Here is a 21,645-nt window from a genome sequence, read left to right as displayed (position 1 = left end):
ACTAAAGCCCTCCGCGCATTAACTTAAAAATTTCCTTTAAGTTATTTGGATTCAATCCATGCACCATTAGCCTGTTGTTTTCCCTAATAGGACTGAATATATAACCTGTAATAACATTCGTGAAAAATTGTGTCACAAGGGAGGCTATTGCAGCTCCATTGATACCCAATAAAGGAATCATCATAGCATTCATAACGACATTGGCTGCTGCACCGCACAAGTTAATAATCCATAAGTACTTTTGTTTGTTCTCCGCCAGTATCCATATATTTCTGACAGAACCAATGTATGAAAAAGTCGTATACCAAACGACTATTCTTAGGGCGCCTACTGCCGGATAAAACTGAGCGCCATATAGGATTCCTATTATTATTTTGGAGAACGCGGCAATTACAATGCTCTGGATCAAGGCAAAGTATATGATTATATTGTATAGACGAGTAATATTTCTTGCAAACGGACCATTTCCACTCTTTTTACTCTCGAATATAGACGGTCTTGCAGAATCAATTATGGCTCCAAAAATAAAAGAAGTCATTCCAGCACATGTAACCGCAACAGAATAAAATCCTGTATCTGCATCTCCAAGCATTAATTTGATCATGATTCTGTCTGTTTGTGCAAAAATTGTGACCATCATACTTGAAAGGATATAGTGTTTACTTTTATGAAACATTCTTCTTGCCGTTGACATAGAAAAGGAGAATATTTGACCTCCTAATTTTTTATATAAGACTATTAAAGTAATGGTAATGATTGCATAGTCAAAGGTCATTGATAGCGCAAACCAATAAATACTTTTTTGGGTAATCAACAAAAATAACCTATATAATGCAACTATAAAATAGGCAATCAGCGATACAATTGAAGTATACTTTGAAAGAAGCTTTGCCTGATACCAGTAAATAATCATTTCCAATGAATAAAAGACCATCACAATACTTGACAAAGCACATACAATAAACGTTTCTGCTTCTCCCTTGTTAGCTATCGCAACAAAGGCTAATATCCCCAAAATGGAAAGAATCCCAGAAATGATGCTCATCCCTATAGCTGTTCCGATTATTTCTCCTTCTTTTTCTTTATTATTAACTAATTCCTGAACCAGGATATTGCTCAGTCCAAGCTGCATGATGGGTACTGCAAACGCTACAATTGACGAAGCATAATTTATTAAACCATAATTAGAAGGACCCAGAAATCTGGCAGTAATCATAGCTATAAGCATCCCAACTATGGACTGCGCAATCCTGCCCACGATGATCCATGAAGCATTTTTAATAACTTTATTATGAATTCTAATACCCATATATCTAAGTAACGCAATCCTCCCAAGTTTGTTTTCCATGACGGAGCTTTAAAAAGCAAATTCATCACTTATATAGCGAGATATACTCTTGAAACCTTTTACTTTGGTCAAAACTTATTGATGTACAGATACATTTAGTCCTTACCTCTGAATCATTTACAATTTGTTTTATCTTTTCAACTAAATCATCAATATTTTCATTCTCAACAACAAGACCGCAGCCTGTCTCAATAATTTCAGGACTCCCTCCTGTATTAAAACTTATAACAGGTGTTCCGCATGCTATTGCTTCCATGTTTACAGTCGGGAAATTATCCTCTCTTGTGGGATTAACAAATACATCCGCCGCTGTATATATTTGAGCCAGTTCAGATTGATTATTTGTTCTTGGTATACATATAATGTCATCCGGTATTGTTTTTTTAGTATTGTCGTCTATTCCAACAAGGACTATTTTATATGCAGGACTAAATTTACTGCGCAATTCCAAAAACACATCAAGACCCTTTCGATATCCCCAATCAAATGCCACTCCTAGAACGAGATATTTTTTCATATAATTTAACGTACTCCTTATACTTATCATTCATACAATACTCCTCCGCGCGTTTGAGACAAGCCCGTCTGTCTATTTTTATCCAGGAACGACTATCCAAAATATATTTTATATTATCAACCGTATTTTCACTTGTGACAAAACCACAACTGCTATTTACTATTTCTGGGCATCCTCCAGTATTGAAAGTAATCACCGGAGTTCCGCAAGCCAAGGATTCTACATTCACCATTCCAAGTACCTCTTCTCTTGTGGGATTAACGAACACATCCGCCGCTGTATATATTTGAGCCAGTTCCTTCTGGTTAGATGTATGGGAAATCCCCAAAATACAATCAGGCATTAAACTTCTGTTTTCATTGTCAATACCTACTAATACAATTTGAAATTTCGGTCCAAGCTGTCTGCTAAGCTCAATAAAACAATCCAGCCCCTTATAATCACTCCATGAATAGGCAACTCCTAAAATTACTATTTTACCCCCCCCCAGGTCGTAATGTTCTCTGAAATTACTTGGAGTAGGTTTGAAAACTGACAGATCTATTCCATTGTTGATAACACAAATCGAGTAACTTGATAAGAATGAATCCTGTACTAAATTTGCAAGCCATGAAGATGGAGTGACAATTGTCAGGTCAGCGATACCGTTAAACCATTTCTTCTTCAATTTCCACATTAATCTAGTACCGTCAACCTTTGTTTCCGGGTATGATGTTTTTGGATAACTGCAATCATGGCAACCAGTTTTCCACTTGTCACACTTCGTAATTTGAAAATATGGACATCTTCCAGTAAAAGCCCAGCAATCATGCAAAGTCCATACAACTCTAATTTTTTTTCTTTTTATATATCTAAACAATATGGGCAAAGACAAACCGCATCCATGTAAATTATGAAGGTGTATAATTTGAGGTTTTACTTCACGCAGCCACTTGATAAACCTTATTGTTGGAAACACTCCGAAAAGCCCGTTTAATCCGGAATATCTGGATAATCTTGAACATATTTTTCGTTGTCTGTCTGTACAAATAATATAATCCCCATCCTGAATACTTTTGTTATGCGGGCTATCCGGATAACAACAAAAAACTTTAAATCCCTCTCTCGACGCACAATCGGCTATCCCCCGCATAATTGTGCCTGTACTGCCAAAATTCCCAAGATTAATCTGAACTATTACTTTGCTATAGTGATACATTTACTTCGCCCTCTGTCATAGATAAGTAATACTTTGATTCACTTTTGTCATAACACCCATATCCGTAAAAAATAATAATGTAAGGCAATTCTGAATATTGCAAATTCTCGCCGATATATAGCATAACTATCATGATAAAAACACTCAGCTTAATAAGTTTTTCGCCTCTGCTTAATAGATTCGCGAACTTATATGTACCCAATGTGAATAATATGCCGTAGGGTATACCGTGAGCAGCATATTGGTATAGAAGCGTGTTAGTATTTTGCCTTGTAAATCCAAGAATAATTTGGGAAGCCATCGTGAGCTTTAGGAACTCATCCTGAATATTCTCCATTCCAATTCCATGCCAGGGATGTGCCAGCGCTATTTCGATATTTGTGACAACTCCAGCAACACGTACCATGGTTGTTCCGCTTACAGTCGGATTAATAATCTTATCGAAAACAAGTACGCCCACTTCTGTAACCTGCAATAATAAAAACCCCAAAGTAACAAATACAAATACAAGCAAGACACTTCTTCCAGAATATTTTTGGGTAATATTACTCTTTTTGAGCAACAAATAGCATAATATAATCCATGAAGTAACGATAAATCCTGTCGTTGAAAAAGAGAAAAAGACAGCAATAATATAAACCCATACACGTTTTCTGTTTGGTCTTTCGGAAAGATACAGCTCGAAGCATAAAGCCAGATTTACATACATCTGGAATACTCCTGGTTCCCAGAATATTCCTTGAGCTCGAATAAAATTGCTGCTTAATGATACTTCATTAATTCCTGATAATCCGCAAGTATAGATTCTAATCCCTACGGTATTTGTAATATACGGTAAGTTCCGGATCAAAGAAGGAACCAGATATCCGATTAAACTAAAACTAATCGCACAAATCGAAATAAAGTATAAGCACTGTCTATATGCTTTTGAGAACCTGGTAAATTCAAATGTCATGCATATAAGTATGGCAACAAGCATGTATAGCAATTTGATGACAACTCGATTTGTAACTTCGTCGTTTAATCTTGCTACAATAATATACGAAATAAAAATCAGAAGGAATCCAACTATTTTCCCCTTATTTATTGAATATTTTATTAGTCCTCCCATTCTGTAAATGAGAACGCCGCAGAAAAAGATCAATAAATATCTGGCTAATGAAATCCTCGCTTCATTTACGTTTGTCCCAAACAAATACGTGTCATTTGAAAAAAACAGGATAATATATAACAGCACTGCATCACCTGATATGATTCGTCTATTCACCGGTTGTGATGTTTGATACATTTGTTTCCTCCATAATATCAACCTATTATCAGATTTATTAAATCAAGTACTTTTCTTCCCTGCTCCTTGGGACTTTTTTTTGTTGTAATCCAAGATTTTGCTTCAATAGCCTTTGCTTTCGCTTCTTGCTTTTTCCCAGTTCCAACCTCTACTATCGTATTAGCCAGATCAACGACCGTATCTCCACTTGGGTAATTAATGAATTTATCATACTCATCTGGTATACCCTCCAATTTATATCCAACAAAAGGAATACCTGACGAAAGGGCTTCTATCACTTTGGAGGGGAAACTGTACTTTGTAAATTCCCCTATATTTTCTCTGGGATTTATGATTATGTCACTCGTGATTAGTATCTTTAGCACATCTTCTCTTTTTAGTTGTCCCAGATATTTTATTCTTCTATCTTCTTTCTCTCTGTTTGCGATTTCTTCTCCCAAATCTCCAATACCGCAAAGTATAAGCTCATAGGATTGATCCTCTATCATTTGAAACGCATCAAGTAATTTCCTTAATCCGAACATCTCATTTAGCTTTCCGGCATATATCACTTTTACAGTTTTATCCTCTTTTGGTCCTATCTCCGGAAAAACAGAAGTGCATATTCCTTCTACAACTGTATACGGCTTTTCTTTGGATAGAACACCGCCCATCTGCTTCGTTATAACGACATAACCATCCGTATATCCTTTTGATACGGCAGCTTGATGCCTGTCCCAACTTGAATACAATCTATATAATAAAGTCTTCTTAAAATCACCTAATACTGTGTACTCTGGCAAATCGACAACTATATTAATAATGGTAATATTACTATGCTTCTTTTTAATATGCTTTATAGCCATCATGAATTCTGGATACATAGTATAAACAATCAATACTTTCGTTAATCCAAGATCTGTCTTTGCCCATTTGTCTATTTCTTGAAACAAAGGTATCCATTGCTGAAACCTCTTTATGTACCTAACATTACAAAATCCAAGGTTTATATCTTCTGCCCCCTCAGTATGGCTGAATTTACGTTTTTTTATAAACGGATCTTTATATGTATTGGGGTAAGCGTTAACTGGTAGATAATTAATCAGATGTAATGGACCGCCATTTTCGATTTCAATTCCTTCAATAATATTTTCTTGCCATGCTATCGCTGCATCTTCCATCATTCCAATCATTTTCCGTCTGACCTCAGCATCCATTTCTCTTGGAATCAACCTTGATAAGAAAGCAATGTCGAATTTCATACTCTTTTCCTCTTGCCAATTATTCTCTTTACTACGTCTTTCAGCTCATATATATATATCCAGGTTCCTGAACATGCTCCAATAACAAGCAGTTTGTGTGTCACGCATAATCTCTTGAAATTGCTCTTTTTTTTCAATAGTTCCCATGGCCACTCTTTTAAGCAGTTCTTCACTATTTTCCGTTTCCCTCTGTTAGATAAGCTGCACTTATCAGAAAGCATCTCAAAGTTTAAGATACTATAAAACTCTCCCGCAACATTCTGAACGAACTGGTACTCATTATCCTTAAAATAACTTTTATTGTTATCCCACAATATTTTCAAATAATTTTTTGCCAAAACCTCACGGTTTCCATAGTATTTTCTAATTGCAGATTCATTCCCATTTACCACATACCCATACCAAACGTTATCAACTAAAATCACATGTTTCGCATTTTTTAGTAATTCAATACTCCAAATCAAGTCTTCTCCGATTGGAAGATTTTCCGGAAATCTTACTGACCTTGCAACTGATGCTCTTATTATTTTAGAACAAGGACCTCTTCCTATCATTTTATCTTTATTCGGAAAATAATCGGCAAGAAATGAATCACCTTCGACCGTCAGATAATGTTTGATTAGTTTTTCTACAAGTTCATCTGACTCTATTTCAATTTTTTTGCTTGATTCATCTGCATGGAAGGATAAAAACTCTTCTTGGCTAACTACAATCCTAATACCTGAAATAACAACATCAGCACTGGAAATTCTTAGGTGATTCATTCCATCTTGCAGAGCGAAGCATGATATTAGATCATCCGAATCTATGTAAGTGATATACGCTCCGTTTGCTTCATCCAACCCTCTGTTACGCGCAGCGCTCACCCCGCCGCTATTTTGCTGAACAATTCTAGTCTTTGGGTACTGTCCGGATAGGGTTTTATACTGTTCAAACATTGAATCTGAGGAACCATTATCAACTAGAATCACTTCATAGTTTTGATAAGTTTGACGTTGAATACTGTCAAGACACATATTAAGTTTATCTAAGGTGGTGTTAAATACTGGAATAATAATGCTTACCATCATCCTGCCCATTTCACTCTTCATAAGAAACACCATATTTTGCATGACAATATTCCTTATAAGGAATATCCGGTTCAAAGACCATGTCATGCTTCGCCTTCCTGGATTCAATCGGAGGAAATGTCATGTAGTCCCCATATTCTTGCGTCAATATTTTGTCATATCCAATAGGTACAGGCAAAACCGTATTCTCAAACGGCATTTCTATTGTTTTCTCAAACCATTCTTTCTTAAAGAAGTTTACTTGCAGTCCTCTTTTTAATTCAGGATCAGCCTCTAATGTGTAAGTAATATAATTATATTTACTCCATGGATGCTTGCTATTATGTTTTTCTAACCATTTGTAAACAGCTATATAATTAAATCCTGTTTTTCTTAAAATTGTTCTAATAATGTTTGCAATTCTTGATGTATTATAGTCATTTACATAAGTGTTGCAAAGGACTGCTAAAATATACAGTGGTTTTCTTCTCAATGCATATAGATGAATGTTATCCTCACATCCTTCGTAAGGCAGAATATCAATCGATATTCCATTGTTCTGGCGTTTCGATAAACAGGTTTCTCTATTACCAGTCGTTTCACTATTGCATATGCTCGCCCAGTATTGGAAACATTCCTTTTCAGTTAAGGTCGTACGCAGATAATAAGGATGCTTTAATTCACCCGCCGCAATTTCCAAAAACTTGTTATAATCCTCACGAGGCATCATCAAATCAACATCATCATCCCACGGGATAAAACCATGATGACGTACAATTCCAATCAAAGCCCCTCCGCATAGATACCACCGCAAGTGATGCTTGTCACAAATCTCTGCAAATACTTTGATCAGATCCAGGTAGATATACCACACTTTTTTCATTTTTTCAGATACATTCCACCCATCTCTTATTTCAGGCTTAATATATTCCGGATCATAATTCATTTTCTTCACCCATCCACATGATTTTCCGTACAATGCTTCATAACGGTCGTATATACGTTTGAGACAGCAAAATTATTGATGAGATACTGCCACGAATTTTCTTTCATTTTCTCAATTCGGCCTGCACTGAAATCATTACATACTTCTTCAATAATCTCTGCCGCCCTGCCTGCATCATCGCTCTCGCCTTTCCATCCAAATCCGCCTTGAACTACGGTTTCCCCTATATCTGTCACCGGATCGGTAAAACACAGAACCGGCATCTTAGCCTGCATATAACTTAACAATCTGCTTGGAAAATTTGGAATCGTGAACCGGTGATCCAAAAATATAAGTCCAACATCGCAGCTTCTAATCAAACAATCGTACTCATCCTGATTCAGTTGCGCCATTAAGAGCATGTTATCAGGTTGTTTTAATTTATAATAACTTTCAAGCTTATGATACTCACTCCCGTCTCCAACTATAATAAAATAGGCTTTATTTAATACTGTATTCTTATTTCGCTGTAAATTGATATGCTCTAACATTTCAATTATAAAAGGGATGCCTTGTGGTTTTCCTAAATTGCCTCCATAAACAAAAACTACTTTATCCTCAGGTATGTTATACTTCTCTCTGCTTTTCTTCTTTTCCTCTTCTGAAATACAGAAATCAATGGCATCAATACTGTTGGGAAACAATTCAACTTTGCTCTTTTTAACAACTGTATTATGCTCTAATAAATACTTTATATTAGCTTCGCTCATACATCCTATATAATCTGAAATCTTATATAACTGCTTCTCCTTTTTCCTGAAGAATAAATATATCAAGCCTTTTATGCCTCTTTTATTCATTAGGCCAATATCTACAGAACCCTGTGGAAATATATCTTTAAGCATTAAATAGCTTAAAGCTCTGTCTCTTTTCTTGACATACTTCACAGCGCTATAAAATGTAACGGGCGGAGTCGCATATAGAATCAAATCAAAATGAACATCTTTATAGTATTTTTTTATAGCTGCTTTCATCCTTGGTTCCAGCAATATGGTAAGAATCCCTTTCGTTATCATGTTGCTGCTTCCCCGTATTTTCCCAACTGGAATTTTCACTATAACTTGGCCTGGCTCTTTGTAGATTTGCCGAGACTTGTCCTTCAACACGTCAACAGGAAATATCCGATAAACCTTGTGCCCGTTCCTGACAAACTCACGCATTAAATCCGCATAAATTCCGGCATTTTTTTCATTTATCGACATAAAAGTACTCAAGCTCAAAAACAATATATTACTCTTATTGTCAGCCATTATATATACTCCCCGGCAGTCAGCCTAAACGTACTTCCCGTCATCATTGCTGAAGCATCAGACATCAAGTAAATCAACGCTTCCATATAATCGCTGCGCTCGCACATTCGGCCCATAGGCAGGATATCGGCAGCCCTCTTCCTCAGTTCAGCCTCACTCTCACCCTGGCTGATTCTTAGGCTTACTTCTCCTTCCGTAGGCGTCCATCCAAGAGTGAGATAATTACACCGAATCTGTTCGACCGCATATTGATGAGCAATGTGCTCATTAAGTATCCTTAATACCCCCTTGGTCATCGCATATGCCGCCCTATCCTTCTGACCGCCCCAAGCATGAGCGGAACCAGTAAGAACAATGCTGCCGCCGCCATTCATTCGCATATACTTTATCGCCTGCTGGCAACAGAAGAACGCAGCCTTATAGTTTACGGAAGTAACCCAATCAAAGGTTTCCTCATCGCAAGTATCGAGAGGACTGACCGGCGTTGCTCCTGCATAGTTGAAAAAACCGTCAATCTTGCCAAACATCTCAACTCCTGCATCGAACAGATGCTTACAATCCGCTACTTTCATAAGGTCGGTACGAACAAACATTCCATCAGAACCGAATGTCCTAATGTTTCTGACAGCCTCTTTGCCTGCCTTTTCGTCACGGCCGCCGATAACAACCCTAGCACCTTCCCGGCCGGCGACCTCAGCAAAAGCACGTCCTACGCCTTTTGTCCCGCCCGATATCACAATTACCTTGTCTTTCAATCTCTCAAATTCCATAGCATCCTCTCCCTTTCTTTTGTTATTGCTTCCTTAGATCTCGGAAGAGGTTAACGAAGTTCCAGAGCCTTATTCACATCAAATCCCTTTAAGAGCATGCTGCTGCCGTGTTCATCCAGAACTTTTACTGTGTTCATATAGTACTTGAGAGTGTCTGCCAGTTCCATCTTGCTATTGCAAACCAGATACATGCGAGTAAGGACCTGCTTTTCATTACCGATCCATTCAGGCAAGACTACATCCCCTTCATGCAGACGTTGTACATTTGCCACAACACGCTCGTCTGACTCAATCTGATCCAACCCGACAATCTTATCAATCTTTCCTTCTTTCATCAGGAACCACAGTGTGGCTGCCCATTTACCACGAAGTCTCGTGTCGTCATCTTTCGCAAGATCTACAACACCCTCGGAGCCAGTGAGAGAGAATCGAATAAGCATCTCTCTTTGATCGAAACCGTGGATAGCCTTCATGAGCAAATGCGGCGCTTCGCCCTGGAGACGGAAGCCTGTGTCATATACATAAAACTCACCCTTCTCATAAAAAGCAGAGAGCATCAGCACGCCGTTCTCGATTCCGATTTCCCTAAAGAGACGCAGCGCATTGGGATGCATACGCTCAAAATATTCATCTAAATGCTTAGAAGGATATGTACCTCCGAGACACACACGGGACATTCCTGGCTGTTCATCAGTAGTATAACGGTCATAGATACAGGAAGCGGAGCAGTACCCATCCTTAAAGGTGTAGTACATGCCCATATCGTCACACTGCATGTACTTCTCCACAATGAATCGCTTCTTCTTACTATTCTCAAGGGCAGCTTCCACGCCCTTTTTCAATTCTTCTTCATTGTAAGCCACAGTCATACCAACGCCGCCGCCGTTGTCCACAGGTTTGACCATGACAGGGTATACAATCTTATCCAAATCCTCACGTTTCATCTCAGCATCTAGATAAAACTCTGGAATCCCATGGACACCATAACGCTCACAGGTAGCCTTAAAGACATCTTTGAACGCAAACACATCTGTAATCTGCTGTGTCGCATAACAGGGAAGTCCCAGAGCCTCACAGACTTTGCAATAAGCAGGAACAAGGATATCAGCAACCCCAACCAGAACACCATTTACCTGCTCCTCGCGAGCCAATGCAACCAATCCGGGTACGTCCATACCATCAACATCATAAGCTTTCCACGCAGCCTGTTTTGCTGGATCTGTGTGACGGGCAGAGGACACGATCGTCTTAATGCCCATGTTATTTGCTATCTCTACCAATGGAGTGGTTTCAGGGTTCCCGCCTAGAATTAACAGTTTTTTCCCTTCAAATTCCTTACTCATGTTCTTTTCCTCTCTACGCCTATTGCGTTCTTTCTAATCTGTACTGCTCACCCTGCCGCATAATCAGCGCCGGCAAATGTTTTTCATTCATAACATCATAAAAGTGTTTCAAATCCCCGCCATGGGAAGCAAACATCCCATAGTGACAGGGGATTGTAATAGATGGGCGAAGAGCTTCAGCAAGTTTCGCTGTCTCCACACTATTCATGTTCCCATACATACCATTAATCGGAGAGATAAGAACATCGAGAGGCATCGGTATCTCAGCAGCCCTATCTAAACGCAAGCGGCTGTCCCCAACTTCATAAATAGTCTTCCCGTCAACTTTTACAACAACACCTACTGCGTCAGGCGCTCCGGTTCCGTGGTCACAATTGACAAACAACAACTCAAAATCTCCTTCCGATGACCTATTACCAGGCTTTATATAGGCGATGGAGTCGTTGTAGTATTCCATTTGAAGCTGATGTACGAGCTTCTCACAATCAACTGAGCAGTACATCTTACTCCCCTTACTCACCATCTCCGGGACAGCGTCAATATCAAAATGATCGAGATGGGGATGCGTACAGATAATTACATCGAAAGTTAGTTCAAAAGGACTCAGGATCTCAGGTAACAGCCGCTTAAACCCCTTGTGGCCTTCCACTCTCTCCACACAGTTAGATAGATAAAGGTCGATAGCCAAGAGTTGGCCGCTGGAACTCTTTACAACAAATCCGGCCTGACCTGTGGCAAAAATGCATGGTCCCTTTGCTGTTAATATTTTTGCTGCCAAATTACGCATGAGAAGAACTCCCCCTCTTTCGTTTTGGTTCCGCTTCTTTCAGGGTATTCACATCAAGGAAGCGATTGATGAGCGCCGCCCGGTCTTCTGGTACTGTTATGGTAAGAATTGCATTCTCACCCACGCCCAGATCTATTAATTTTCGTTTTATCTTCCCAGCTGCCAATCCGTCCACCGCTGCAATTAAGATATAGTCATAGGTTAGCGCTGTGACAGACTCTACAGGATCAACATCAAGGCAGCATCTTCGATACTCCCAGTAGTCGTCGTCAAGCCAGGCAATCACATTACAATGCTTTGTCTCCTTAAACCGGTTTACGAGCTGCTGGCCGAATGTCCCTGCGCTATAGATAACCACCCGTTTGCCATAGTAGGCGTTATCAAAGGCGCTGAAATTATCCTGTGGTAATCTTCCTCCTGAGCGCATAAGAGCAATAGACAGAACATAATCCTCAATTTGTTTTTTTATTCTCAGTTCCGGCTCTGTCTGTTCTGCCCATTGCATCAGATACTCGTATAAATACAGAAGCTTCTGTGCTTCGACCAGATACCCTGTACTTTGTTTAAGCATGGAGTCCTCACGCTGGCGATAGTGGTAGGCTGCATTGTCGATTACTGCGATCTTCTTACATTTCAGCAGCGCCGGATAAGTGACCGCTCCATCCTCGCCAATGCTTATTCTGTTATCAACTACACTTTGAGTATCCAGCAGGATATCCCTTTTAAACAGCTTATTCCAGACGTATGTGCTTATCCCAGGCCGATAGTAAGAGCCGCTGGAAATCATATTCTTCCAGAAATCTCTCAGTTTTTCACCTTCGTAAATGCCAGAAGGGAGATTATTATGGAACACTGCCGATTTCGTGAACAAATCACGTGTGAACCCGGCACAGACCATGTCGGCATCAGATGTACTTGCCGCTGTATAAAGCCCTTCAATAAACCCTGGGCCAATCCAGTCGTCACCATCTACGTAGGTAATGAAAAGTCCATTCGACTGTTGGAGTCCAGCCTTGCGGGCTGATACAAGACCGCCATTTGATTTGTGGACGACTTTAATCCGCTCATCTTTCCCCTGGTACAAATCACATATCTCAGGGCATCTGTCTTTACTGCCGTCATTAACTAAAATAATTTCAAGATTTCTATATGTCTGGTTCATAATACTTTCAATGCATAGCCCTATATAACGGTCTATCATGTATATCGGTACTATGACGCTTATTAGTGGACTGTCCATAACTCATCCTTTTCCAATTCACATTTGACCAATTTCTTCCTGCGTTCTCCCAATGCTTGCACAATAATCTCTGAAATCTTCCATTGTAACTGATGTGTCAGAACTAATACCTTCTCGCATAAATACCTTTCTTACGGTTTCTAAAATGATTTTTACATCGCCTAGGAATGTAATTTTTTTCGTATACTTTACGTCCATGGAAAACTTATCGTCCCAATTAACTGTATTACGTCCATGCACTTGTGCATAACCTGTCAGCCCCGGTCTAACGCTGTGTCTTCTACGCTGCTCCTTCGTATAGTACGGCAGATACTTTACAAGGAGGGGTCTTGGACCCACTACAGCCATATCACCCTTGATGATGTTTATTAGTTCAGGCAGTTCATCAAGACTTGTAGAACGGAGCGTCTGCCCGAATTTAGTAAGTCTAAGTTCATCTGGTAAAAGCTCGCCGTTTTCATCGGTTTCATCTGTCATTGTGCGGAACTTAAATAATCGAAAAATCTTCTCATCCTTTCCCGGACGCTCTTGTGAAAAAAGAACTGGCGAACCAAGTTTCTTACGAACAAGCAGCGCTGTGACTGCAAGCACAGGAGAAAAGACGATAAACGCCAGTATTGCAAGAAAACAGTCCAATGGACGTTTTATAAATCCCTCATATGGCCCATAAGCTCTATGATACATACCAATCATTCCCCTAACCGAGATTCAATCCCAACTTACTCAAAACACCTACGTATGATTTCCATGACCTTGCCTTGCTGCTCTACAGTCATCTTGTTATCGCTGGGTAAACACAGCCCGCGTCTGAATATATCCGCCCCCACATCGACACCCGTTTCGACTATGTATGCATTACTCCTGCCTCTTCCGTTCCCCTCGACTGTGACAAAAGCATTGGTCCGATAAATCGGCTGCATGTGCATCGGCTTCCAAATCGGACGGCCTTCGGCATTGAAAGCAGTTAAAGCATTCAGTATCTCACCTGGCGAACTCTTCCCCGGCTCATGCTTCCACAATTCCTCCCGCTCCCCTCGCACATATGGAGCCATCGCATCCTCATCAATAAGCATACAGCTTAACCAGAAGTTAGGAATGCTCTTCTCTCTATCCCAGGGATTCATCTTAACGGGAAGTCCCTTTAAACCTTCTTCATACCGCTCCCATATCTCCCTCTTCCGGTCGATATGCTCAGCCAAATGCGGAATCTGTCCGCGCACAATACCGGCAACCAGATTACTCATGCGGTAGTTATAGCCCATCTCTTCGTGCTGATACCAAGGAGCGGCTTCACGGCTCTGTGTGGACCACTTACGAACCTTATCCGCATCCTCTTTTGAATCTGTCAGAAACATCCCACCAGTCGATCCCGTAATAATTTTATTACCATTGTAACTTATAGCGCTGCAATAACCGAGCGTACCTGTTTCGGCCCATTTGCCGCGAAAAAGATACTTCGCACCAAAACTTTCTGCTGCGTCCTCCACAAGCAAGGCACCGTGCTTATCACAGATGCCTCTAATCTCTTCCATCTTGCCAGGAGTACCGTAGAGGTGAGCGACAACTACAATCCGAACATCCGGGTACAGCTCGAATGCCTTCTCCAAAGCTTCCGGACTCATATTCCAAGTATCATACTCAGTGTCGATAAACACCGCTTCACCGTCTTCATACCCGACAGGATTCACACTTGCGTCAAATGTACAGTCAGAACAGAAGACCTTCTTCCCCTCTAATGTCCCATGGTTGGGCTTGGCTTTCCCATAGAGCTTTTCTCCAGCCAGCCTGGCAGCAAGATGGAGCGCCGCAGTACCACAGGACAGCGCAACAGCATGCTTGCAGCCGATGTACTCTGCAACCCGCTTTTCAATCTCACTAATATTGGCGCCAACCGTACTCACCCAGTTCGTCCTGAGCGCCTCATCCACCCATCGGCGCTCATCACCATGCATGGTGGGGGAGGACAGCCAAACTTTTGTGTTAAATGGTTCAATACCCGCAAATCTTGGATCATTCAAAAAATTGTTCATTGTTATTTACACCCTTATTGTCTGTAACCATCTCAATTCCTAAGTAAATCACCGTCTTACTTCCCATAAATTCTACCTCCACAGCCGCCGTCCGCTTGTGCAGATTCACTTTCTTAATCTGTCCTTCCAGATTTTTAAGCGGCCCGGATAAAATTTTTATCTGTTTTCCTTCTTCTACTGCAACTCTAGAAATCTCTGCCTCCAAAACACTGATTTCTCCTGTCCCATCCTGAAACTTCTCCATTACCCTGACATCCGCTTCCGGCAGCGGGACGAAATATTCCTCACACTGCCCAAGCATCCTAGTCAGGCGTGGAATCCGTTTCAATTCTTCATATAACAACCGGGGCTGCTCTGTAATCAGGAATACGTATCCTGGGAATAACTTCTCCGTCACCTCATGCCATGCCCCCTGGAATTTCTTCCTGAGTCTGCGTGTGGGAATAAAGCAGCTTTCTAAAATCCCCTCGGAGATCATACTTTCTACTAATATAACCGTCCGTTCTTCCTGACCGGAAGCCACTTGCATTACATACCACATATACGTTCTCCCTGTCATTTTTTACAGCCCAATACGCATGGCTTCGCCATCCATGCCCATACTTATACAGCCACAGTTATTATCTCTATGTCTATCATTCCAAGTCTCAAGTGCCAATGCTTCAAGAGACATTCCTGATATTTTATCTATTCCAACTTCTCCGTTATTTCCAATCCTGCCAGAACATAACGAAATTCCCCGACGCCCATTCCTATTACAGTTCGGATATGCGCCAACCGTTTATGTCGATCAACCTTACAGATTCGGTTCTCCATTCCTTTCAGCGGACCTTCCGTAATCTGCGTAGTTCCTTTAAAGAGAATCCCTCTAGACATTTTTAGATGGCATTCATTCCCATACAGCGCTTTTAAGAATTTCTCTTCTTCCGGATTTATCCTAACAACACAGCTTTCGGATTCCGATATCTTTTTAAATTCTTTCAGTTCCCTCAACAGACGCTCCTCATTTTCACTTTCCAGTAAGACGTATGCAGGGAACAAAAGCCTTCTCTCCAGATGCCATTCGCCCTTATACCGGCGCATCCTGTCATATGTTAATAGGAAAGATTTCCGGAGCGCGTTCCGGGACAAGTTTGTATTACATGCATCCATTATTTTACGTTCTTCCTGCCCATGACAGGTCAATAAATACCAGATAGCAATCCCTTCTTTCGTGGAGTAGGATACTCTGCGAAAATTTTATAGGTTATTTTGCCGCGATTTCGGATAAGTTTTGAACATATATCAGACAATATATTAATAAGTGATAAATTAAAAGAATTCAATCCATTATGTGGATGTAAATTTAGAGTAAAATTTTACAAATAGAAATAAAGTATTGACTAATTAAGTTTAGGTAGTTATAATAAATATGCTTTTTTAATAAAAAATCGCAGAGTATCCTACTCTACGATTTTTTTACATTATCCCTAAGAAATTACTGCCAAATCACCTTACTCCAAAGGGATTTGAAAGGCAGGCAAAAATCAGATCAACACTTCAACAAGCGTCTTCCCATCGACTACAACTTGTGTCATACCAGTTTTTTTCGTCTTGTTGAAACTATAAGTTAAAAGATATCCTTTGTTCAGATGATAATGTTCAAGATAGTTCGCCAACTGTCTCTCCCCCTTCTCATGATAGGACTTGCCATACCATATCTTCAACTCAATCACAAAACGCTCGCCAAGATAGTCAATCACAAGATCCATGCGTTCATTATTCCTTGTCTGCGGTTCAATATAATAATTTCCCGTTCCATTAATTATGGGCCTAAGATACAAAAGAAATCTCCTGCGTCCCTCAGCCTCAGAAAAACTCTGAGCCAGTCCCCCGTATAAATCACTGAAAACCCTCACATATCCCTCAAGAATCCTCTCCATTAAAAGATGTCCATTCTGGACAAACTCCATTTTCGCATTTGCTCCTCTCTTAAAAAGCTCAGAGCCTTGCAATTCACTGACACTCAGATAATAGTTATACAACAACGTTTCAAAAATCCGATTAGATACCGCAACCCGGCCATAATCATCTCGGATAAAACCAAACATTTCTGCGTCGGCGATCCCTATGTTGTAGGCATTGTATGACACAAAATCGCCTGCAAACAAAATCCGCTCCAATATCCTGCCCATCTCCGGGTTGTCGTTTACTTTCCCCATAAGCGAATCGAAAAGTGTATTTTTTTCTGTCAAGATTCGTCTCACCGCCTCGCTGACCCCCGCCCTGGTCCATGCTTTGGAGAAATCACAAAATCCGGCTCCCACGAGCTGCGTGTCAATTATCAGGCAAATACGGCTCACAAGGAACGGATATCCGCTCGTAAAATTGTAAATTTCCTGTGCCACAAGCTCCGTGTCCATCCTCATGTGGTGGTCTTCTCCATACTCGGCGAGCATCCCGGCAATCCCATCAACAGACAAACTCATATCCACATTAAAGTCGGCCGCAATATTCCAGGGACTATTGAATCTGTGTTCCTCATTCGGACGGAGCTTGCGCTTTAGATTTTTAACATCTGTCACGCCTGCAAGTATCACCGACTGAAATGTCTTATAATCTGGCTCAGATTTTCTTTCAATATATTGAAATCTTAACTGCGCCAAAAAATCCAAAAATACCTGATTGTTTGTTGCAGAATCTACTTCGTCAATAAGCATGACGATCGGACGCTCTGAAAGTTCACACCACATGGAGATTGTATCAAATAACTCATCCAGCGTGGCCTGATTCTCTCTGCGTGTTATAAATTCTTCAATCTCATTTTGGATGGAATCCGGCATCCCAGCCTTATCCCCCTTCTTTCTGAGTTGGCGGCAGAACGCTTTTACGAACTTTTCCTCCGTTTTAAAACTAGCGCTTCCTATTCTCTGAAAATCAAGGCTCAAAACGACGTACTCACTGCGCAAGGTTTGCCCAAGCGCTGTGAGCGTCGTGGTTTTTCCGTATTGCCTTGCTCTATGAATGGTGAAGTACTGCCCTGCATCCACCATGGCCTTAATCTGTTCCAAACAGCCCCGGATATCTACCATATAGTTTTCTTTCGGAATACAAACGCCTGTAGTTGTAAAGACTTTCATCGTAACATCCACCATCCTTTCCTAAAAAGTATAATGCAAAGACAATGCAATTACAACCCTTTCCCTGAATGAACCAACTTAACGAAATCCCGGTTAAAATTTTTTATCAATCCCATATATTTTTATCCCCCATTATGCTATAATGTACGAAACCAAACAGAATAGGAGTGATTACCAATGGATATTTCAAATGATATTAAATACGTCGGCGTCAACGACCATGCCGTAGACCTGTTCGAGGGTCAGTATGTAGTTAAGAATGGCATGTCCTACAATTCCTACGTGATCATGGACGAAAAGGTAGCTGTTATGGACACCGTTGACGCCCGCTTTACCCACGAATGGCTGGATAATATCGAAGCGGCGACAGGTTCACATAAGCCTGACTATCTTATCGTACAGCACATGGAGCCTGACCATTCCGCCAATATTGCCAATTTTATGAACGTATATAAAGACACGACCATCGTATCATCCGCCAAGGCATTCGTGATGATGAAGCAGTTCTTCGGCACCGATTTTGCAGACAGGCAGCTTGTTGTCGCAGAAGGTGACACCCTCTCCCTGGGCAAGCATGAGCTGACCTTCGTTACGGCGCCTATGGTACACTGGCCGGAAGTTATCGTAACATACGACAGCTGCGATAAAGTGTTGTTCTCTGCCGACGGTTTCGGAAAGTTCGGCGCTCTGGATATCAACGAGGAATGGGCGGATGAAGCCCGCCGCTACTATATCGGTATCGTAGGGAAATACGGCGCACAGGTTCAGCGTCTCCTGAAGAAAGCATCCACACTGGACATCCAGACAATCTGCCCGCTCCATGGGCCAGTCCTTACGGAGAACCTGGGTTATTATCTCGGGCTCTACAACACATGGTCCTCCTATAATGTTGAGACGACGGGAATCGTCATTGCCTATACTTCCATTTACGGCAACACCAAAAAGGCAGTGGAGACTCTCGCAGAAAAGCTGCGCCGGAAAGGATGCCCGGCAGTAATCGTTCACGATTTAGCGCGCTGCGATATGTCGGCTGCAGTGGCAGACGCATTCCGTTACGGTAAATTAATCCTTGCCACAACAACATACAACGCTGACATTTTCCCGTTCATGCGCGAATTTATCGACCACCTGACCGAACGGAATTTCCAGAACCGTTTCGTCGGGCTGATTGAAAACGGTTCTTGGTCTCCTCTTGCTGCCAAGACCATGAAGCAGATGTTGGAAGGCTGCAAGAAACTAACCTTCGCAGACACCACAGTTCATATTCATTCTGCACTGGATGATGAGAGCAATGCGCAGTTGGATGCACTTGCAGACGAGTTCTGCAAGAATTATCTGGCGCAGCATGATGAGACTGCCGATAAGAACGACCTGACCGCACTCTTTAAGATTGGGTATGGCCTTTATGTCGTAACGTCCAATGACGGAAAGAAAGACAACGGATTAATCGTCAACACGGTGACGCAGGTAACGAATACGCCGAACCGGATTGCCGTGACCATTAATAAGGATAATTACTCCCACCATATTATCAAGCAGACCGGCATCATGAACATCAACTGCCTGTCAACAGACGCACCGTTCAAGGTATTCGAGAACTTCGGGTTCCAGAGCGGACGGACTGTGGACAAGTTCGCCGGATGCGCTCCGCTGCGTTCCGATAACGGGCTGGTATTCCTTCCAAGATATATCAACTCTTTCATGTCCTTGAAGGTTGAGCAGTATGTAGATTTGGATACACACGGAATGTTCATCTGTACCGTCACGGAAGCCCGCGTAATCTCCAACGTGGAGACTATGACGTACAATTATTACCAGAGCAATGTAAAACCAAAACCGGAGACTGAGGGCAAGAAGGGATATGTATGCGTAGTCTGCGGATATGTCTACGAAGGCGACGAGCTTCCGGACGATATCGTTTGCCCGCTCTGCAAGCATGGGGCAGCGGACTTCGTCAAAATTGAGTAATCCATAAGCAAGCTACACATAAGATATAGATGAGATTGCATAAATCTCATCTATATTTTATATAACCACACCTATTTCTTCAAATCCCCAGTCGCCGGATTATCCAACAATTTTCCGAACCCGTCAAACCGTGAACCATGACAGGGACAGTCCCAGGAATGTTCCGTCTTATTCCATTTCAATGCACATCCAAGATGGGGACAGCGTTTCCCGGAAACCGTAAGCAAGTTCTTAACGGCCGTGGCCCCATTGACGAACAACTGGGGTTTTATCATATTCCTTAACGGGTTAAAAACCTGCGCATAAGGATTCTCCTTTTCCAGAATCAAATCCGTCAAAATCGAAGCCGCCGCCATAGACGAAGTCATTCCCCATTTATTGAACCCTGTCGCAACATAACAGCCCGGCAGCCCACGGGAATACCGCCCAATATAAGGAATCCCGTCCAACGTCATGCAATCCTGCGCCGCCCAGTAATATTTTTCATCCAGATTGGGATAATATAGCCGCGCACAATTCCTGATTTCCTCCCAGTTGCCCCCCTTCTCCCCGGTTCTGTGGCTGCCGCCGCCCATCAGCAGATACTCCCTGTAACTCCGAAAAGACATGCCATGTTTCGCCTCGTCGATGTACATTCCATTCAACGGTTGGGCGTCCTTTAGAGCAATCACATAGGACCTGTGCTGGTACATTTTCAAAGGATACATGCCATGCTTATTATCAATTGGAAAATGCGTTGCAAAGATGAGCTTCTGAAATGTAATTTCTCCATGTTCTGTGACTGCCTCCTGTTCTTTCAGCTCCTTTACAAAAGTATTTTCGTAAATCTTTAGCCCTTTCGCAATCCCGCTTACAAATTTCAGCGGATGGAAACTTGCCTGTTCGGCAAATCCTACCGCGCCAACCGTTTGGAACGGAAGCTCGCACTGGTCTGTAAGCCTTGGCTGAAACCCGATTCTGGCCAGGGCGTCCGCCTCATCCTCCAGCTTCTTCCGGTCATTCCTGGAATAGACGTAGGCATGTCTGACCTCATAATCACAATCCATCCTCCGGCAAAGCCTAGCGTACTTACGCACCGCATCCTGATTTGCGTCCAGATACATCTTCGCCCGCTCAGTCCCAATGCTTTTTAGCATTTTCTGGTAAATCAACCCATGCTGGGATGTAATCTTGGCCGTAGTGTTTTTCGTAATCCCGGAACAGATTCGTCCGCCTTCCACAAGCGCATAATTAACTCCTGCCTTCTCCAGAAAGTAAGCGCACAAAATCCCCGCCATCCCTCCGCCGATAATCAGCACATCCGTTTTCTTGCTGCCCTTGAGCTGTTTAAACTGGGGCAGGCTTATATTTTCTGTCCAGATAGAACGCATTTCCACCACTCTTTCTTTCCTCCATACAATTCGATAACGCTAGTTTTTACCATATTTCCAATAATTATACCTTATTGGACGAAGTCCACCCGCCCTGTAAGGGGCATGTATTACGGTGTGCCCTTGGGTACACTCAACCGTT

Annotated in this window: 19 protein-coding genes; 1 reads left to right on the top strand and 18 read right to left on the bottom strand. The window is 41.6% G+C overall.

The features are described 5' to 3' along the window. Nucleotide 1: 1 nt before the first annotated feature. The 17 genes from AC6I3O_RS02380 to AC6I3O_RS02300 form a co-directional block, all read right to left on the bottom strand. Entirely contained in the window at nt 2–1,348 is a 1,347-nt protein-coding gene (locus tag AC6I3O_RS02380; protein ID WP_497849550.1) for a flippase, read from the bottom strand. Between the two features lie 25 nt (nt 1,349–1,373). Next, nucleotides 1,374–1,865, bottom strand: a complete 492-nt coding sequence (locus AC6I3O_RS02375; protein ID WP_497849549.1) for a glycosyltransferase — start codon at nt 1,863–1,865, stop codon at nt 1,374–1,376. Then, complete coding sequence (locus tag AC6I3O_RS02370) at nt 1,831–3,063, bottom strand: glycosyltransferase (protein WP_497849548.1); 1,233 nt, start codon at nt 3,061–3,063, stop codon at nt 1,831–1,833. The genes AC6I3O_RS02375 and AC6I3O_RS02370 overlap by 35 nt, the downstream gene beginning before the upstream one ends. Next, complete coding sequence (locus AC6I3O_RS02365) at nt 3,050–4,351, bottom strand: O-antigen ligase family protein (RefSeq protein WP_497849547.1); 1,302 nt, start codon at nt 4,349–4,351, stop codon at nt 3,050–3,052. The genes AC6I3O_RS02370 and AC6I3O_RS02365 overlap by 14 nt, the downstream gene beginning before the upstream one ends. Nucleotides 4,352–4,368: 17 nt before the next feature. Further along, nucleotides 4,369–5,592: a glycosyltransferase gene (locus AC6I3O_RS02360; RefSeq protein ID WP_497849546.1), complete on the bottom strand. Its 1,224-nt coding sequence runs from the start codon at nt 5,590–5,592 to the stop codon at nt 4,369–4,371. Beyond that, nucleotides 5,589–6,683 (bottom strand): glycosyltransferase family 2 protein, encoded by a 1,095-nt coding sequence (locus AC6I3O_RS02355; RefSeq protein ID WP_497849545.1) that lies wholly within the window; start codon nt 6,681–6,683, stop codon nt 5,589–5,591. Before AC6I3O_RS02355 ends, AC6I3O_RS02360 begins: the two co-directional genes overlap by 4 nt. Further along, nucleotides 6,673–7,587 (bottom strand): LicD family protein, encoded by a 915-nt coding sequence (locus tag AC6I3O_RS02350; RefSeq protein ID WP_497849544.1) that lies wholly within the window; start codon nt 7,585–7,587, stop codon nt 6,673–6,675. Before AC6I3O_RS02350 ends, AC6I3O_RS02355 begins: the two co-directional genes overlap by 11 nt. Before the next feature lie 5 nt (nt 7,588–7,592). Next, a complete protein-coding gene (locus tag AC6I3O_RS02345; RefSeq protein ID WP_497849543.1) occupies nt 7,593–8,876 on the bottom strand; it encodes a glycosyltransferase family 4 protein in 1,284 nt (427 codons plus the stop codon). Continuing rightward, a complete protein-coding gene (locus AC6I3O_RS02340; RefSeq protein WP_497849542.1) occupies nt 8,876–9,646 on the bottom strand; it encodes an SDR family NAD(P)-dependent oxidoreductase in 771 nt (256 codons plus the stop codon). The genes AC6I3O_RS02345 and AC6I3O_RS02340 overlap by 1 nt, the downstream gene beginning before the upstream one ends. Before the next feature lie 50 nt (nt 9,647–9,696). Beyond that, on the bottom strand, nt 9,697–10,989 hold the full coding sequence (locus AC6I3O_RS02335; RefSeq protein WP_497849541.1) for an ATP-grasp domain-containing protein: 1,293 nt from the start codon (nt 10,987–10,989) through the stop codon (nt 9,697–9,699). A 19-nt stretch (nt 10,990–11,008) separates the two neighbouring features. Beyond that, entirely contained in the window at nt 11,009–11,776 is a 768-nt protein-coding gene (locus tag AC6I3O_RS02330; RefSeq protein ID WP_497849540.1) for an MBL fold metallo-hydrolase, read from the bottom strand. Beyond that, on the bottom strand, nt 11,769–13,016 hold the full coding sequence (locus AC6I3O_RS02325; protein ID WP_497849539.1) for a glycosyltransferase family 2 protein: 1,248 nt from the start codon (nt 13,014–13,016) through the stop codon (nt 11,769–11,771). Before AC6I3O_RS02325 ends, AC6I3O_RS02330 begins: the two co-directional genes overlap by 8 nt. Nucleotides 13,017–13,034: 18 nt before the next feature. Further along, nucleotides 13,035–13,700, bottom strand: coding sequence for a sugar transferase (locus AC6I3O_RS02320; protein WP_497849538.1), 666 nt, complete (start codon nt 13,698–13,700; stop codon nt 13,035–13,037). A 35-nt stretch (nt 13,701–13,735) separates the two neighbouring features. After that, entirely contained in the window at nt 13,736–15,046 is a 1,311-nt protein-coding gene (locus AC6I3O_RS02315) for a DegT/DnrJ/EryC1/StrS family aminotransferase (RefSeq protein WP_497849537.1), read from the bottom strand. Further along, nucleotides 15,027–15,587 (bottom strand): antiterminator LoaP, encoded by a 561-nt coding sequence (gene loaP / locus AC6I3O_RS02310; protein WP_497849536.1) that lies wholly within the window; start codon nt 15,585–15,587, stop codon nt 15,027–15,029. Before loaP ends, AC6I3O_RS02315 begins: the two co-directional genes overlap by 20 nt. A 146-nt stretch (nt 15,588–15,733) precedes the next feature. Further along, nucleotides 15,734–16,198: a hypothetical protein gene (locus tag AC6I3O_RS02305; protein ID WP_497849535.1), complete on the bottom strand. Its 465-nt coding sequence runs from the start codon at nt 16,196–16,198 to the stop codon at nt 15,734–15,736. Nucleotides 16,199–16,572: 374 nt separating this feature from the next. Beyond that, complete coding sequence (locus AC6I3O_RS02300; protein ID WP_497849534.1) at nt 16,573–18,165, bottom strand: AAA-like domain-containing protein; 1,593 nt, start codon at nt 18,163–18,165, stop codon at nt 16,573–16,575. Between the two features lie 177 nt (nt 18,166–18,342). Here AC6I3O_RS02300 and AC6I3O_RS02295 point away from each other — a divergent pair, with 177 nt between their 5' ends. Continuing rightward, complete coding sequence (locus AC6I3O_RS02295; protein ID WP_497849533.1) at nt 18,343–20,133, top strand: flavin reductase; 1,791 nt, start codon at nt 18,343–18,345, stop codon at nt 20,131–20,133. A 71-nt stretch (nt 20,134–20,204) separates the two neighbouring features. Here AC6I3O_RS02295 and AC6I3O_RS02290 read toward each other — a convergent pair whose 3' ends face one another. After that, nucleotides 20,205–21,503: an FAD-dependent oxidoreductase gene (locus tag AC6I3O_RS02290; RefSeq protein ID WP_497853405.1), complete on the bottom strand. Its 1,299-nt coding sequence runs from the start codon at nt 21,501–21,503 to the stop codon at nt 20,205–20,207. Nucleotides 21,504–21,645: the final 142 nt, after the last annotated feature.

The organism is Sporofaciens sp. St.21A7 (genome assembly GCF_059728535.1).
The sequence above is the reverse complement of the archived record's forward strand: the minus strand, read 5'-3'. Positions and strand labels throughout refer to the sequence as shown.

Bases quoted from the DNA above. Each gene is read 5' to 3' on its own strand.
- AC6I3O_RS02380 (WP_497849550.1), bottom strand. From the start codon at position 1,348: ATGGAAAACAAACTTGGGAGGATTGCGTTACTTAGATATATGGGTATT.
- AC6I3O_RS02375 (WP_497849549.1), bottom strand. From the start codon at position 1,865: ATGAAAAAATATCTCGTTCTAGGAGTGGCATTTGATTGGGGATATCGA.
- AC6I3O_RS02370 (WP_497849548.1), bottom strand. From the start codon at position 3,063: ATGTATCACTATAGCAAAGTAATAGTTCAGATTAATCTTGGGAATTTT.
- AC6I3O_RS02365 (WP_497849547.1), bottom strand. From the start codon at position 4,351: ATGTATCAAACATCACAACCGGTGAATAGACGAATCATATCAGGTGAT.
- AC6I3O_RS02360 (WP_497849546.1), bottom strand. From the start codon at position 5,592: ATGAAATTCGACATTGCTTTCTTATCAAGGTTGATTCCAAGAGAAATG.
- AC6I3O_RS02355 (WP_497849545.1), bottom strand. From the start codon at position 6,683: ATGAAGAGTGAAATGGGCAGGATGATGGTAAGCATTATTATTCCAGTA.
- AC6I3O_RS02350 (WP_497849544.1), bottom strand. From the start codon at position 7,587: ATGAATTATGATCCGGAATATATTAAGCCTGAAATAAGAGATGGGTGG.
- AC6I3O_RS02345 (WP_497849543.1), bottom strand. From the start codon at position 8,876: ATGGCTGACAATAAGAGTAATATATTGTTTTTGAGCTTGAGTACTTTT.
- AC6I3O_RS02340 (WP_497849542.1), bottom strand. From the start codon at position 9,646: ATGGAATTTGAGAGATTGAAAGACAAGGTAATTGTGATATCGGGCGGG.
- AC6I3O_RS02335 (WP_497849541.1), bottom strand. From the start codon at position 10,989: ATGAGTAAGGAATTTGAAGGGAAAAAACTGTTAATTCTAGGCGGGAAC.
- AC6I3O_RS02330 (WP_497849540.1), bottom strand. From the start codon at position 11,776: ATGCGTAATTTGGCAGCAAAAATATTAACAGCAAAGGGACCATGCATT.
- AC6I3O_RS02325 (WP_497849539.1), bottom strand. From the start codon at position 13,016: ATGGACAGTCCACTAATAAGCGTCATAGTACCGATATACATGATAGAC.
- AC6I3O_RS02320 (WP_497849538.1), bottom strand. From the start codon at position 13,700: ATGTATCATAGAGCTTATGGGCCATATGAGGGATTTATAAAACGTCCA.
- AC6I3O_RS02315 (WP_497849537.1), bottom strand. From the start codon at position 15,046: ATGAACAATTTTTTGAATGATCCAAGATTTGCGGGTATTGAACCATTT.
- loaP (WP_497849536.1), bottom strand. From the start codon at position 15,587: ATGTGGTATGTAATGCAAGTGGCTTCCGGTCAGGAAGAACGGACGGTT.
- AC6I3O_RS02305 (WP_497849535.1), bottom strand. From the start codon at position 16,198: ATGGATGCATGTAATACAAACTTGTCCCGGAACGCGCTCCGGAAATCT.
- AC6I3O_RS02300 (WP_497849534.1), bottom strand. From the start codon at position 18,165: ATGAAAGTCTTTACAACTACAGGCGTTTGTATTCCGAAAGAAAACTAT.
- AC6I3O_RS02295 (WP_497849533.1), top strand. From the start codon at position 18,343: ATGGATATTTCAAATGATATTAAATACGTCGGCGTCAACGACCATGCC.
- AC6I3O_RS02290 (WP_497853405.1), bottom strand. From the start codon at position 21,503: ATGCGTTCTATCTGGACAGAAAATATAAGCCTGCCCCAGTTTAAACAG.